Annotated in this window: 14 protein-coding genes; 8 read left to right on the top strand and 6 right to left on the bottom strand. The window is 62.0% G+C overall.

The window, feature by feature from the left end; translation table 11 throughout:
- Positions 1-17: 17 nt before the first annotated feature.
- Positions 18-2,243 (bottom strand): DNA internalization-related competence protein ComEC/Rec2, encoded by a 2,226-nt coding sequence (locus FPT15_RS22460; protein WP_145164747.1) that lies wholly within the window; start codon positions 2,241-2,243, stop codon positions 18-20.
- Positions 2,244-2,378: 135 nt separating this feature from the next.
- Here FPT15_RS22460 and FPT15_RS22455 point away from each other — a divergent pair, with 135 nt between their 5' ends.
- Positions 2,379-2,894, top strand: a complete 516-nt coding sequence (locus tag FPT15_RS22455; RefSeq protein WP_145164745.1) for a DUF2062 domain-containing protein — start codon at positions 2,379-2,381, stop codon at positions 2,892-2,894.
- 3 nt (positions 2,895-2,897) lie between these two features.
- On the opposite strand, the gene FPT15_RS22450 is transcribed toward FPT15_RS22455, so the two are convergent.
- Together FPT15_RS22450 and FPT15_RS22445 are read right to left on the bottom strand one after the other, a co-directional pair.
- Positions 2,898-4,256, bottom strand: coding sequence for a sensor histidine kinase (locus tag FPT15_RS22450; protein WP_145164918.1), 1,359 nt, complete (start codon positions 4,254-4,256; stop codon positions 2,898-2,900).
- Entirely contained in the window at positions 4,243-4,968 is a 726-nt protein-coding gene (locus tag FPT15_RS22445; protein ID WP_145164743.1) for a response regulator transcription factor, read from the bottom strand. The genes FPT15_RS22450 and FPT15_RS22445 overlap by 14 nt, the downstream gene beginning before the upstream one ends.
- Before the next feature lie 205 nt (positions 4,969-5,173).
- Here FPT15_RS22445 and FPT15_RS22440 point away from each other — a divergent pair, with 205 nt between their 5' ends.
- From FPT15_RS22440 to FPT15_RS22425, 4 genes are all read left to right on the top strand, one after another.
- On the top strand, positions 5,174-7,927 hold the full coding sequence (locus FPT15_RS22440; RefSeq protein ID WP_145164741.1) for a response regulator: 2,754 nt from the start codon (positions 5,174-5,176) through the stop codon (positions 7,925-7,927).
- A 94-nt stretch (positions 7,928-8,021) separates the two neighbouring features.
- Positions 8,022-9,011, top strand: coding sequence for a 2-hydroxyacid dehydrogenase (locus tag FPT15_RS22435; protein ID WP_145164739.1), 990 nt, complete (start codon positions 8,022-8,024; stop codon positions 9,009-9,011).
- Positions 9,012-9,082: 71 nt separating this feature from the next.
- Complete coding sequence (locus tag FPT15_RS22430; protein WP_106579838.1) at positions 9,083-9,523, top strand: hypothetical protein; 441 nt, start codon at positions 9,083-9,085, stop codon at positions 9,521-9,523.
- Positions 9,520-9,924, top strand: a complete 405-nt coding sequence (locus tag FPT15_RS22425; protein WP_145164738.1) for an META domain-containing protein — start codon at positions 9,520-9,522, stop codon at positions 9,922-9,924. The genes FPT15_RS22430 and FPT15_RS22425 overlap by 4 nt, the downstream gene beginning before the upstream one ends.
- Positions 9,925-10,040: 116 nt before the next feature.
- On the opposite strand, the gene FPT15_RS22420 is transcribed toward FPT15_RS22425, so the two are convergent.
- Positions 10,041-10,502 carry a TlpA disulfide reductase family protein gene (locus FPT15_RS22420; RefSeq protein ID WP_145164736.1) on the bottom strand — a complete coding sequence of 154 codons (462 nt, stop codon included), beginning with the start codon at positions 10,500-10,502 and terminating at the stop codon, positions 10,041-10,043.
- 116 nt (positions 10,503-10,618) lie between these two features.
- On the opposite strand from FPT15_RS22420, the gene arsC reads away from it, so the two are divergent.
- From arsC to FPT15_RS22405, 3 genes are read left to right on the top strand one after another with little or no spacing between them, the layout of a single operon-like run.
- Positions 10,619-10,972: an arsenate reductase (glutaredoxin) gene (arsC, locus tag FPT15_RS22415; RefSeq protein ID WP_145164734.1), complete on the top strand. Its 354-nt coding sequence runs from the start codon at positions 10,619-10,621 to the stop codon at positions 10,970-10,972.
- Positions 10,969-11,583 carry an NAD(P)H:quinone oxidoreductase gene (gene wrbA, locus FPT15_RS22410; protein ID WP_106579842.1) on the top strand — a complete coding sequence of 205 codons (615 nt, stop codon included), beginning with the start codon at positions 10,969-10,971 and terminating at the stop codon, positions 11,581-11,583. Before arsC ends, wrbA begins: the two co-directional genes overlap by 4 nt.
- Positions 11,567-11,986 (top strand): DUF2069 domain-containing protein, encoded by a 420-nt coding sequence (locus FPT15_RS22405; protein ID WP_145164732.1) that lies wholly within the window; start codon positions 11,567-11,569, stop codon positions 11,984-11,986. Before wrbA ends, FPT15_RS22405 begins: the two co-directional genes overlap by 17 nt.
- A gap of 94 nt (positions 11,987-12,080) precedes the next feature.
- On the opposite strand, the gene FPT15_RS22400 is transcribed toward FPT15_RS22405, so the two are convergent.
- Together FPT15_RS22400 and ttcA are read right to left on the bottom strand one after the other, a co-directional pair.
- Complete coding sequence (locus FPT15_RS22400; protein WP_119736245.1) at positions 12,081-12,752, bottom strand: DNA-3-methyladenine glycosylase I; 672 nt, start codon at positions 12,750-12,752, stop codon at positions 12,081-12,083.
- Positions 12,753-12,819: 67 nt separating this feature from the next.
- The gene (gene ttcA, locus FPT15_RS22395) at positions 12,820-13,644 is read right to left on the bottom strand and encodes a tRNA 2-thiocytidine(32) synthetase TtcA (protein ID WP_106579845.1); all 825 of its coding nucleotides are present in this window, start codon (positions 13,642-13,644) and stop codon (positions 12,820-12,822) included.
- Between the last annotated feature and the right edge of the window lie 137 nt (positions 13,645-13,781).

The raw sequence follows: 13,781 nt of genomic DNA, 5'->3' as shown, positions 1-13,781 counted from the left end.
TCTTGGGCGAGGTTGATTTAGGGTAACGCTTCACGCCAGAAGCGGCGTTGACTGCGAGCAACTTCAGGTGGTTCAAAGGCGCCCAATTGCACACGCACGGCGCCTTGCTCGGCGCTGTCGTACACGCGACTGCCCAACGCCTGATAACGCGCCAGCACCTGCGGGTGCGGATGACCGAACGCGTTGCCACGCCCCCGTGAGATCAGGACCGATTTGGGCACCAGCTGTTCCAGTAAGGGCCAGGATGAAGAACTGCGACTGCCATGATGCGGCGCCTGCAGCCAATCGGTCCGTACCGCCAGGGGGGACGCGAGGAAAGCCCGTTCGGCAGCGCGGTCGATATCGCCGGTCAACAGCAGGCGTTCGCCGTTGGCCTTTACACCCAACACACAGGATTTCGGGTTGCTGCTAGTGGCGCCAGGCCACTGCCACAGTTCAAACGCTACACCGTCCCACTCCCACTGCTCGCCACTGACGCAGGGTTGAGTATCGAGCAATGCCGGCAAGCCTTGGGTTTCTCCTCCGATCACCCGCTGGACTGCAAGCCCCTGGGCAACGGCTGGCGCACCGCCCGCGTGATCCGCGTGAGCATGGCTGATCACCAGCAGGTCCAGGGTGTCGACCCCGAGTTTTTTCAACGCGGGCAGCACCACGCGCGCGCCAAGATCAAACTCGCCGGAACGCGGCCCCGCATCGTAAAGCAAGGTGTGATGACGCGTGCGCAGGATCAGCGCCTGCCCCTGGCCGACATCCAGTTGCACCACTTCAACCTGCCCAAAAGGCACGGCCTGCCTGGGTGGAAAGACCGCCAGCAACAGCATTGGCCAGCCCAGCAGCCGAAACGGCACGCCTTGGGGCAGCAGCAACAACACCGCGCCCACCAGGCTTACACACCAATACACCAGGGGCACCTCGGCCGGTATCCAGGCCGGCTGCTGGCTCGCCAGCAGCGTCAGCCCCCTGAAAAGCCCATCAAGTGCGCCGCCGGCCAACCACAGCAAGCTTTCACCCACAAACGGAATCGCCAGCAGCGCAGTCCCCAGCAGGGCCAATGGCAATACCACCAGGCTGATCCATGGCACGGCAAACAGATTGGCCACTGGCGCACTCAGGCTTACAGGCAACCCAAGCACCAGCAGGAGCGGAAACAAACCGATGGCAATCAACCACTGTGGACGCGTCCATGCGTGCCACAGACTCCATGGGCCCAGGCGCCCGCTGAACGCCAGTACCAGCACCGCGACGGCCGCGAACGACAACCAGAACCCCGGCTGCAAACTCGCCAACGGTTCCAGCACCAGCACGGCGTCGAGCGCCAACAACAGTGGCCACCAGATCCCCAAATGCCGGAAACGCAGACGCCACAGCAATACCAGGCCGACCATCACACAGGCGCGTTGTACCGGCACACCAAACCCAGCCAACAGGCCGTAACCCAGCGCGGCGGCAAACGCCAGGCCACACGCCCATGGCAGCCACGGCAAGGCTCGCGGCCAACAGCCGTGGCGCGCAAGCCCGGCCACCAGGCCGTAGATCAACCCCGCCAGCAAGCCGATGTGCTGGCCGGAGATCACCAGCAGGTGCACGGTTCCGGTGTCCTGCAATACCTGCCAGTCCCCGGCAGCCAGCCCGGAGCCATCGCCCAATACCAGCGCCGCCAAACCCGCCTCGCGCCCTTGGGCGTCCACCGCCGCCAAGCGTTGGCGGACAGCATCGCGCCAGGCATTGCGGGCTGGCGCCAGCCGCTGGCCGTCCTTGACCGATCCCGTGGCGCCGATGCGCTGGGCCAGCAGCCAGGCTTCGTGGTCAAAACCGTGAAAGTTGAGCAGCCCCGCGGGCCGTTTCAAGGTGATCGCCAGGCGCCAACGCTCACCACTCTTTACTGGCGGGCCACCGTGCCAGGACACCCGAATGCGCTTGGGTAAGCGGGCTGTGCGTGACCGGCTGTCGGTCAGTTCAAACCGTACGCCAGTGCTCGTCTGCTGCGGCAGGCCGGTCACGCGGCCTTCTACCCAACGCGTCTGGCCATCCAGCGCCGGCTTCAGACGGTCGTCCAAGGCCCACTGCGCGCTCAGACACGCCCAGCCCAATCCGAACAGGAAAAAGGCCACCGGGTAGGTGCGAAAAGGCAACAACATCAACGCAATCACCCACATGGCCAGTAGCCATCCGGTAGGCGGCAGTGCGGGTAAAAGTCGCAACGAAAGCAGGCCAAGTCCGAGCGCAAACATGCCGATTTTCATGAATCATCCCTTGCAAGTGATCCACTCAGTCTTAGTCGCTCGCCCAGCGCTGCCGATGATGTTTTGTCACAAAGTCTGAATTTTCTGTTTATAGAATGCGGGCATACTTGCCCCTCGAACTGACCTGGCCCCCTTATGCCCCGGCGCTTATTCAAACGGTACATGCCCGATCCCACGAGTATCCGGGAACACAAGTCTTTACGATTTCTCGGCACGTTGCTGCATGATCCCAACCTCTGGCACCTGAACCGGCACTCCGTTGCGCGTGCCATGGCGGTGGGCCTGTTCGCGGCATTCATCCCGATTCCGCTGCAGATGTTGCTGGCCGCGATCCTGGCGATTGTGGTGCGCGGCAATATGCCTATCGCCGTCAGCCTGGTGTGGCTGACCAACCCGATCACAATGCCGGTGGTGTTTATCTGCACTTACCTGACCGGTGCCTGGCTGATGAACGTGCCGCCGCGCAGCCTGCCGGACAACCTCACCTGGGAGTGGATCAGCGGCCAGTTGAGCACGCTGTGGCAGCCATTCCTGTTGGGATCGGTGGTCGTGGGGCTGGTATTGGGCGCGCTGGCCTATTGCCTGACCATGGGCTATTGGCGTTGGTGGGTCGCGCATCAGTGGAAGAAGCGCAAACAGCGTCGCGCGTGAAGGCTAGCGCGCCAGCAGACGCAAATGCACACGCAGGCCTTGCCCGGTATTTTCCGCCCACAAACGCCCGCCCTGACGCTGCACGGCATTGCGGGCGATGCTTAGGCCCAGGCCGAAACCGCCATCACCGGGCCGTGACCCTTCCAAGCGTGTGAACGGCGCAAAAATACGCTCCAAGTCACGTTCATCAATGCCGGCGCCCTGATCCTGGAGCCAGATATGCCAGTAATCAGCGTCTCGACAGCCATCAAGCTGCACCCGCCCATGCGGGGGAGAATGCCGAATGGCGTTACGCAGGATGTTTTCCAGGGCCTGAGCCAGCGCGTTCAGGTTGCCCTGTACCCAGCAGTCTGCGGGCAACCGGCAAGGTAAACGCGACGCCGGCCAGTCACTTTCAAAACACGCGTTTTCCCTCAGCATGTCCCACAGGGCCGGGAGTTGAATGTCTTCATTGGGCAACGGCGTGCGTTCGCTGTCCAGCCAGGCCAGCTGCAGGCTGTCTTCCACCAGGCGCTGCATGGCATCGATTTCCCGGCCCAGGCGCTCACGCAACTGCGTCAAATCCTGTTCACTGTCGCAGGCCACGCGCAAACGGCTCAACGGTGTGCGCAGCTCATGGGACATGTCCCGCAACAGTTGTTGCTGCAACACCACCGTGCCCTGCAAGCGCTCGGACATATGGTCAAAGGCCCGGCCCAGTTCGCCCAGCTCGTCCTGACGGCTGGTGGCCTCACGCGACATGCGCGTATTCAATTGATCGGCGCGCCAGGCATTGGCCTGCTCACGCAATTGATTGAGGGGCATGATCAAAAGCCGATAAAGCCCAATACACAGCAACAGCGTAAACAGGCCGGGGATCACGCCATTGGTCACCACGCGCCAAAACAGTTGGTAGCGCCCCGGCATGAAACGTTGGGGCAGCTCAATCACCAGCGAACCCGCGCCTGGGTCGACCGGAAACGGGATTTTCATCCACGGCAGGCCTTTGACATGCCGGCTGACCGGCCACTCCAACCCGCGCAGAAAGGTCAGGCGCTGGCTTTCTTTGTCACTCAGTGGCGTACTGCTCAGAGACTGCAAGTCGTTGCCGATCACACCGATCCACGTGGCCTCACGCCTGGCCATAAGCGCTAACCAGGCATCCACGCCTGCCCTGCCCTGGGTACTCCAGGCCAGTTCGGCGCCTGCGGCATAACCCCGCAGAATCTCGCGCGACTCCTCGGCCACGTAGGCATTCTGCTCTTCCATGTAGCGGCCCCACGACCAACTGAGCCAAATCATCAGCAAACAGAAAGCGATCAGCAGGCAGGCCAGTTTCCAGAATAACGAATGCTTGCCCGGCAACCGCTCAACGCCCTTCATCATGGCCGCTCAGTACGTAACCCTTGCCCCAAACAGTGCGCACTTCAAATTCGCTGTAGCCGATGGCCTTGAGCTTGCGGCGAATCTGGCTGACATGCATGTCCAGACTGCGGTCGTGGGGCGCATAACCGCGCTGCAACACATGCTGATAAAGGAAGGCTTTGCTGAGCACTTCGTCAGCATTGCGGTGCAGGGTTTCCAGCAGACGGTATTCGCTGCGGGTCAGCCCGGCCCAGTGTGCCTGATAGAAGACGTCGCACAGCTCGTCGTCAAAGCGCAGCGTACGACTGTCGTCGCGCACCGCCCGAGGCATGGGCAGCGGGCGCCGATCCAGGGCCACACGGCGCAAGATGGCTTCAATGCGCACCCGCAGCTCGATCATGCTGAATGGCTTGGGCAAATAGTCATCCGCACCGAGGCGAAAGCCACTGATACGGTCGGCTTCTGCGCCCAGCGCCGACATCAGGATCACCGGGATCGCATGGCTCTGGCGCAGGTGGGTGAGGATCGACAACCCGTCCATCCCGGGCAACAGGATATCCATCAACACCACGTCGAACGCCTGGTCGCGGGCCATTTGCAGACCTTGCTGGCCATTCTGGCACCACGTCACCTGGAAGCCACAGCGGCCCAGATGCTCATGCACATAAGCACCCAGCACAGGGTCGTCTTCGATCGTCAGGATACTGGGTGAGCCAGCTGCGGGAGTCATTAGCGTCTGCAAGTCATTCTCAATCGCTGATTATTCAAGATTAAACTGCCCCAGGCAATCGCCGCCCGGCTCTCAATGGCCCGAAGATTGCGGTATGTCATTAATTTGCGAGATTCCAGGCCGCGCAAATGGCTACACTGCGCAAGTGGCGTGGGCCGGATGCCCGCGCAGATAATCGAAAACAATGTGGTAGCAGGAGAGTGGCGTGCTTAGAAGAATGGGGATAAAAGGCCGCGTACTGTTGCTGACCTTATTACCGACCAGCCTGATGGCCCTGTTGTTGGGGGGTTATTTCACCTGGATGCAGCTCTCGGAGTTGCAAACCCAGTTGCTGCAGCGTGGCGAAATGATTGCCGAGCAATTGGCGCCGCTGGTAGCCCCGGCCCTGAGTAGCAAGAACACCGACCTGCTGGAACGCATCGCTACCCAGTCGCTGGAACAACCGGACGTGCGTGCCGTGTCGTTTCTGGCGCCAGACCGCTCGCCCCTGGCGCACGCCGGCCCGACCATGCTCAACCAGCCGCCCGTCGGTAACAGTTCCCACCTGCTGCAGCGCACCGGCAATGACGCCACGCGCTACCTGCTGCCGGTATTTGGCCGCCACCGCAACCTCGCCGGCGAGCTGATCCCCGATGAAGCCGACCGTTTGCTGGGTTGGGTCGAGGTAGAGCTGTCGCACAATGGCATGTTGTTGCGCGGCTACCGCAGCCTGTTCGCCAGCTTGCTGTTGATCGCCATCGGCCTGATCTGCACCGCCGCGCTCGCGCTGCGGATCAGCCGCACGATCAACTCGCCGATTGGCCAGATCAAGCTGGCCGTGGCCCAACTCAAGGACGGCAACCTGGAAACCCGCTTGCCACCCTTGGGCAGCCAGGAGCTGGATCAGCTGGCCTCGGGCATCAATCGCATGGCCGAAACCCTGCAAAATGCCCAGGAAGAGTTGCAGCACAGCATCGATCAGGCCACCGAAGACGTGCGCCAAAACCTGGAAACCATTGAAATCCAGAACATCGAGCTGGACCTGGCGCGCAAAGAGGCCCTGGAGGCCAGCCGTATCAAGTCGGAGTTCCTGGCCAATATGAGCCATGAGATCCGCACCCCGCTCAATGGCATTCTCGGTTTCACCCACCTGTTGCAAAAAAGCGAACTGTCGCCGCGCCAACTGGATTACCTGGGCACCATCGAAAAGTCCGCCGACAACCTGCTGGGCATCATCAACGAAATTCTCGACTTCTCGAAAATCGAGGCCGGCAAGCTGGTGCTCGACAGCGTGCCTTTCAACCTGCGCGACTTGCTGCAAGACACCCTGACCATCCTCGCGCCCGCCGCCCATGCCAAGCAGCTGGAACTGGTCAGCCTGGTGTACCGCGACACCCCGTTGGCGCTGGTCGGCGACCCGTTGCGGCTCAAGCAGATCCTCACCAACCTGATCAGCAATGCGATCAAGTTCACCCGCGAAGGCACTATCGTTGCCCGCGCGATGGTCGAGGACGAACAGGAGGACAGCGTGCAACTGCGTATCAGTGTGCAAGACACCGGCATCGGCCTATCCAACCAGGACGTGCGCGCACTGTTCCAGGCGTTCAGCCAGGCCGACAACTCCCTGTCGCGGCAACCGGGCGGTACCGGCTTGGGCCTGGTGATCTCGAAACGACTGATCGAGCAGATGGGCGGTGAGATCGGCGTCGACAGCACGCCGGGCGAAGGCTCTGAATTCTGGATCAGCCTCAACCTGCCGAAAACCCGCGATGACGTCGACGATCTGCCCAGCGCGCCACTGCTGGGGCGTCGCGTGGCGGTGCTGGAAAACCACGAGCTGGCGCGCCAGGCCCTGCAACACCAATTGGAAGATTGCGGCCTGGAAGTGACACCGTTCAACACCCTGGAAAGCCTGACCAACGGCATCACCAGCGCGCATCAGACCGAGCAGGCCATCGACCTTGCCGTGCTCGGCGTCACGGCCAATGATATTCCGCCCGAACGCCTCAACCAGCATTTGTGGGACCTGGAACACCTGGGCTGTAAAGTGCTGGTGCTGTGCCCGACCACCGAACAGATGTTGTTCAATCAATCGGTGCCCAACCCCAACAGCCAGTTGCAGGCCAAACCGGCCTGCACGCGCAAATTGCGCCGTGCACTCGCCGACCTGATCAGCCCGCGCCCCTTGCGCAGCGAACCCGGCGAGCCGCTGTCCAGCCGCGCGCCGCGCGTGCTCTGTGTGGATGACAACCCGGCAAACCTGCTGCTGGTACAAACCCTGCTTGAAGACATGGGCGCCAAGGTGCAGGCGGTAGAAAGCGGTTATGCCGCCATTGACGCGGTGAAACAGGAAACGTTCGACCTGGTGCTGATGGACGTACAAATGCCCGGCATGGACGGCCGCCAAAGCACCGAGGCTATTCGCCAATGGGAAAGCGAGCGCCACGGCACGCCATTGCCGGTGGTGGCCCTCACCGCCCACGCCATGGCCAACGAAAAACGCGCGCTGCTGCAAAGCGGCATGGACGACTACCTGACCAAACCCATTAGCGAACGCCAACTGGCCCAAGTGGTGCTGAAGTGGACCGGCCTGGCCCTGCGCAACCAAGGCCCGGAACGCACCAGCGACAGTTCGGGCACAGGCGTGAAACTGTTGGTACTGGACCATGAGGAAGGCCTGCGTCTGGCGGCCAACAAGGCCGATCTGGCCGCCGACATGCTCGCCATGCTGCTGGCCTCTCTGGAAGCCGACCGCCTGGCGATCACCGTCGCCCGCGAAGCCAAAGACAACAATGCCCTGATCGAGCGCGTCCACCGGCTGCACGGCGCCACCCGCTACTGCGGCGTGCCGCAATTGCGCGCCGCCTGCCAACGCGCGGAGACCTTGCTCAAGCAGGACGACGCCAAGGCCATGGCAGCCCTGGATGAACTGGACATGGCGATTGCCCGCCTGGCCAGTGAGGCGCGCGTCAGCGCCTGAGTTTATTTTATAAGCGCGGGCGCTTGCGGCACGGGTTTGCTCCTGTCTTCAAGGGTCTGCGTTTGCAACTCGCAACTTGCAGGGAGCTTTTTTGATGCGCGTCATTCTTTTCAGCAGCCAGACCTACGACCGCGACAGTTTTCTTGGCGAGCCACTGCCGGCCGGCCTTGAGCTGCAATTTCAGCCTGCGCGACTCAATCTCGACACCGTGGCCCTGGCCGAACACCACGAAGTGGTCTGCGCGTTTATCAATGACGACCTCAGCGCCCCGGTGCTGGAGCAACTGGCCGCAGGCGGCACGCGCCTGATTGCCCTGCGCTCGGCCGGCTACAACCATGTCGACCTGCCCGCCGCCCAGCGCCTGGGCCTGACCATCGTGCGGGTGCCGGCCTACTCGCCCCACGCGGTGGCCGAGCATGCCGTGGCGCTGATTCTCGCCCTTAACCGCCGCCTGCATCGGGCCTACAACCGCACCCGCGATGGCGATTTCAGCTTGCACGGGCTGACCGGTTTCGACTTGGTGGGCAAGACCGTCGGCGTGGTCGGCACCGGGCAGATCGGCGCCACGTTCGCCAAGATAATGGCCGGCTTCGGCTGCCAATTGCTGGCCTACGACCCTTTCCCCAACCCGCAAGTGCAGGCCCTTGGCGCACATTATGTGAGCCTGCCCGAGCTGCTGGCGCACGCGCAGATCATCAGCCTGCACTGCCCGCTGACCGCCGACAGCAAACACCTGATCAACGCCCGCTCCCTGGCGCAGATGCAGCGCGGCGCAATGCTGATCAACACCGGCCGTGGCGGGCTGGTGGACACGCCGGCGCTGATCGAAGCCCTCAAGGACGGCCAACTCGGCTACCTGGGGCTGGATGTGTATGAAGAAGAGGCCCAGCTGTTTTTCGAAGACCGCTCCGACCTGCCGCTGCAAGACGACGTGCTCGCACGCCTGCTGACGTTCCCCACCGTGATCATCACCGCGCACCAGGCATTTCTCACCCGCGAGGCCCTGGCGGCCATCGCCAGCACCACATTGGGCAATATTGCCGCGTGGGCCAAAGGCCAGCCGCAGAACCTGGTCGAAGGATGATCGGCGGTCACATACCAGGCTCATGATAGGCCGGCACCCGTGATAGGATGCCGCGCCTATTTGGAGGATCCATGGCCGAACACGATTTCCGCTTCAGCTTGCTGAGCCCGCAACACACCCTGATCGAATGCCGCGCCCTGGTGCCGGGCCGTTATCAAGTCACCGGCAACGGTGGTTCGATCAAACACGGCGACGTGCTGATCGTCACCCTGCGTGGCAGTAAAACCCTGTCGATGCGCCTGACCGTCGAAGGTGATGCGCGCTACTCCATCCGCCCGGCAGGCCAATGGGTCGCCATGGCCCAGGGGCCGAAATTCGGCGAGCTGGAGATTCATACCTGGAAGGTCAACTGCGACAGCTGTGACACCGTGCTGGAATTTGAATTCGCGGTAGAAACCAAGCTGACCAAAGAGCCGCTGCAACCTGCCGCCAACGCGCGCATCAAGGCATTGGGCTGGGCCAGCGAAGGCGACAAGCACCGCTGCCCTAAATGCCAGCAGGCCGCGCAATGAAAGGCCTGCTGCTGCTCGCGGCCGTCGGCATGGGCCTGACCGGCTGCGCCGGCGATGCGGTGAAGCTCAAGCAGGATCACAGCTACGTGGTGGAATGGATTGGTGAACGGCCGCTGATGGATTACGCGCACCTGACCGTCACCCTTGGCGCCGATGGCCGCGCCTACGGCAATGGCGGTTGCAACCACTGGTTTGCGCCGTACACCGTTGAGGGTGACAAGCTGAACTTCGGCAAGATCGGCAGCACTCGCAAACTCTGCGCCGAGGCCTTGATGGAACAGGAGCACCGCTTCTTCCAGGCCCTGCAAGGCGTCGAGCGTTGGGACATCTCGCCGATCGAGCAGACGCGTTTCTGGCCGGCTGAAGGCAAGCCTATTCGGCTGTGGCTTGAAGAAGGCTGATCGACTTCATTGCACACCGGTTTTGCTGTGGGAGCTGGCTTGCCTGGGACAGCATCGACTCGGTATCACAGGCATACCGGGTCGCCTGCATCGCAGGCAAGCCCGCTCCCACACAGTTAACCGCGTAGGGCTTTGAGCTTGGCGAGCACGCCTTGCGCCGTCTGCTCACCCATCAACTGCTCGCGCACCTTGCCCTTGTCATCAATGATGTAGGTCACCGGCAACGCCTCGCTGCGCGGGATATCGAAAATCTCTTCCGGGTTCTGCGCCAGTACGGTGAACTTGATCCCCAGCTTCTCGCTGGCGGCCTTGAGCTCTTCGCCCTGCACATTGTCAAAGTTGACCCCGAAAACCCCGACGTTCTGCCCTTTGAGCTGCTCGGCCAAGGCATTGAGTTCCGGGATCTCCGTGCGGCACGGGCCACACCATTCCGCCCAGTAATTGAGCACCACCCACTGTTTGTCCAAGCGTTCTGACGCGACCTTCTTACCGTATTGGTCAACGCCGTAGTCGTTACCGCAGCCGCTGAGCAGCAGGGTTGTGATGATCGCCAATGCACCGATCAGTCGCCTTGTCATGGGGTAATCCTTCGCAAAAAATGAACGTTGGCTGCGACCTATCGCCTCTTACGGTTTAAGGACAGGACGCTGCGCAGGTAGAATACCCGCCACCTTACGCAAGATGCGACCCGCACATGACCGATCTGACGCTTTATCACAACCCGCGCTGCTCGAAATCCCGCGGTGCGCTCGAACTGCTGGAAGCCCGCGGCCTCACACCCACCGTCGTGCGCTACCTCGAAACCCCGCTGAACGCCGCGCAATTGAAGACCCTGCTGGGCAAGCTGGGCATCAGCGCACGCCAATTGCTGCGCACCGGCGAAGACGAATACAAAGCCCTCAACCTGGCCGACGCCAGCCTCAGCGAAGCGCAACTGATCGCCGCGATTGCCGAACACCCGAAGCTGATGGAACGCCCGATCCTGGAAACCGCCGATAAAGCCGTCATTGGCCGCCCGCCGGAAAACCTGTTGGAGCTGCTGCCGTGACCGCGCCGTATGTGCTGGTGTTGTATTACAGCCGCAATGGCTCGGTGAGCGAAATGGCCCGGCAGATTGCTCGCGGTATCGAGCAAGGCGGGATGGAAGCCAGATTGCGCACCGTACCGGCGATTTCCACCGAGTGTGAAGCGGTGGCGCCGAGCATTCCCGACGAAGGCGCGCTGTATGCCAGCCTCGATGACCTGAAAAACTGCTCGGGCCTGGCCCTCGGCAGCCCGACCCGCTTTGGCAACATGGCCGCGCCGCTCAAGTATTTCCTCGACGGCACCAGCAACCTGTGGCTGACCGGTGCCCTCGTCGGCAAGCCAGCCGGCGTGTTCACCTCCACGGCCAGCCTGCACGGCGGCCAGGAAACCACACTGATGTCGATGCTGCTGCCGTTGCTGCACCATGGCATGTTGATCACCGGCCTGCCCTACAGCGAACAAGCACTGCTCGACACCCAGGGCGGCGGCACGCCGTACGGCGCCAGCCATCACTCGGGGCCCGACGGCAAGCGCATGCTCGATCAGCACGAAATCACCCTGTGCCGCGCCCTTGGCCTGCGCCTGGCCACCACCGCCATGCTGTTGGAGAACGGCCGTGGCCAGAAAGCCTAAGGCCCTGCCGCCCCAGGCGTGGCTGGAACCACGGGTCAACGTCGCACGCGTGCTCAGCCTGCTGGCGTTTCTTGGGTTGGTGGGGTTGCTGTGCGGGTATTACCTGTTCGTCGCCGACCTGCACGGCGCGCGCCCGTGGGTGATTCTGCTGATCGAATTGGTGCCGCTGCTGGTGCTGGCGCCGGGCATGTTGCTCGGCAGCGCACGCGGGCATTCGTGGATGTGCTTTGTGGTGAACTTGTATTTCATCAAGGGCGCGCTGGCGGCCTATGACCCGAACCGCCAGTGGTTCGGGGTGCTGGAAATGCTCGCGAGCCTGGCGTTGTTTTGCACGGCATTGCTGTATGTGCGCTGGCGGCATCAGTTGAATCGGCGGCTGGCGGCAGATTTGCAGCCGGCCTGAAGACCGCTATCGCAGGCAAGCCAGCGCCCACATTTTGAACGCGCCGCCGATCAAATATGGGAGCTGGCTTGCCTGCGATAGCCTCACCTCGGCCTCAATGATTCACCGTGTAAGCCAGCATCATCGACAACTGACACATCGGCCGCCCGCTCTCGGCGTGCCATTGGTTGAACGCGCCCTGCACCGTCGCCAAATCCCGCAGGCTGGTCGGCACTTTGTCGACGATCTTCTGCGCATTCAACGCCGCCACCACGTCATAGCTCGGTACAAACGTGTCCTTGCCCACCATGCGCAAAAAACGCGGCGCCGACAGCCCGCCCAGTTGGTGGCCGTGCTTGCTCAGGTACTTCCACAGGCCGACGATATCGGTCACCGGCCAGTCCGCGACAAAGGCGCCGAAGCTGCCCTTTTCCTGCTCAATGTCCAAAATCATCTGCGCATTGCGCGGCACGCTTTTGAGCTTGCCCAGGTGACGAATGATGCGCGTGTCCTGCATCAGGCGCTCCAGGTGTTCGGCGCCCATCAGCACGACCTTTTCCGGGTCAAAACCGAAAAACACCTGCTCGAACGCGGGCCACTTGCCATCCACCACGCTGTGCTTGAGCCCGGCGCGAAATACCCGCAGCGCCAGGGTGGACAGGTAGCGATCGTCACTGATTTTGCGCAACTGTGCCGGGGTCTTGGGCACAGGCAGGTGGGCTTCCAACTCGGCCGCTGAACCAAAACGGTTCAGACAATATTCGTGCAGCCACTTGTAATCGCGCATGCCCTCTCCTGGCAATTGAATTGAAGACGGCGCCCGTAAGCGCCGTCTTTCAGAGCGTTGAAACCTGTTAGAGGTTCACAACATTGACGAAGCGCGACGCGGCGCTCTCATCGATTTTCAGGCTGGTGAAGTCGAACAGGTTGCGGTCGGCCAGCTGCGAGGGGATCACATTCTGCAGGCTGCGGAAGATGCTTTCAGTGCGGCCCGGGGTCTTGCGCTCCCAGTCCACGAGCATTTCCTTGACCACCTGGCGCTGCAGGTTTTCCTGGGAGCCGCACAGGTTGCACGGGATGATCGGGAATTGCTTGAAGTCGGAGTAGGCCTGGATGTCTTTCTCGTTGCAATACGCGAGCGGCCGGATCACCACGTTGCGGCCGTCATCGGCGCGCAGCTTGGGCGGCATGGCCTTGAGGGAGCCGTTGAAAAACATGTTGAGGAAGAACGTCTCGACGATGTCATCACGGTGATGACCGAGGGCCATCTTGGTTGCGCCGATCTCATCGGCAAAGGTGTAGAGCGTGCCACGGCGCAGACGCGAGCACAGCGAGCAAGTGGTCTTGCCTTCGGGGATCAACTCCTTGACCACCGAATAGGTGTCTTTTTCGACGATGTGGTACTCGATGCCCAGCGCTTTCAGGTAGGCAGGCAATACGTGCTCGGGGAAGCCCGGCTGTTTCTGGTCCATGTTGACAGCGACGATCTCGAACTTGATTGGCGCGACCTTTTGCAGGTGCAGCAGCACGTCGAGCATGGTGTAACTGTCTTTGCCGCCGGAGAGGCAGACCATGACCTTGTCGCCGTCCTCGATCATGTTGAAATCGGCGACCGCTTCACCGGCCAGGCGACGCAGGCGTTTTTGCAGTTTGTTCTGGTTGACCGTAAGAGTGCCCATGGCGCTTGGATCCGCTAGAGGTGTGTGACGAAAAGCCGGGCATTTTACCTTCATGACCGACCGAGTTCCATTGTGGGAGCTGGCTTGCCTGCGATGGCGGTGTCACACAACCACTGAAATTCGCTGGCCCACCGCTA

Origin of the sequence: Pseudomonas sp. RGB (assembly GCF_007713445.1) — a bacterium.
Taxonomy (GTDB): domain Bacteria; phylum Pseudomonadota; class Gammaproteobacteria; order Pseudomonadales; family Pseudomonadaceae; genus Aquipseudomonas.
This window is presented reverse-complemented; position numbering and strand designations above follow the sequence as displayed.

Coding starts and splice junctions, on each gene's coding strand:
- FPT15_RS22400 (WP_119736245.1), bottom strand. CDS start 12,752: ATGCGCGATTACAAGTGGCTGCACGAATATTGTCTGAACCGTTTTGGT.
- FPT15_RS22450 (WP_145164918.1), bottom strand. CDS start 4,256: ATGAAGGGCGTTGAGCGGTTGCCGGGCAAGCATTCGTTATTCTGGAAA.
- FPT15_RS22435 (WP_145164739.1), top strand. CDS start 8,022: ATGCGCGTCATTCTTTTCAGCAGCCAGACCTACGACCGCGACAGTTTT.
- FPT15_RS22425 (WP_145164738.1), top strand. CDS start 9,520: ATGAAAGGCCTGCTGCTGCTCGCGGCCGTCGGCATGGGCCTGACCGGC.
- FPT15_RS22460 (WP_145164747.1), bottom strand. CDS start 2,243: ATGAAAATCGGCATGTTTGCGCTCGGACTTGGCCTGCTTTCGTTGCGA.
- FPT15_RS22455 (WP_145164745.1), top strand. CDS start 2,379: ATGCCCCGGCGCTTATTCAAACGGTACATGCCCGATCCCACGAGTATC.
- arsC (WP_145164734.1), top strand. CDS start 10,619: ATGACCGATCTGACGCTTTATCACAACCCGCGCTGCTCGAAATCCCGC.
- ttcA (WP_106579845.1), bottom strand. CDS start 13,644: ATGGGCACTCTTACGGTCAACCAGAACAAACTGCAAAAACGCCTGCGT.
- FPT15_RS22420 (WP_145164736.1), bottom strand. CDS start 10,502: ATGACAAGGCGACTGATCGGTGCATTGGCGATCATCACAACCCTGCTG.
- FPT15_RS22430 (WP_106579838.1), top strand. CDS start 9,083: ATGGCCGAACACGATTTCCGCTTCAGCTTGCTGAGCCCGCAACACACC.
- FPT15_RS22445 (WP_145164743.1), bottom strand. CDS start 4,968: ATGACTCCCGCAGCTGGCTCACCCAGTATCCTGACGATCGAAGACGAC.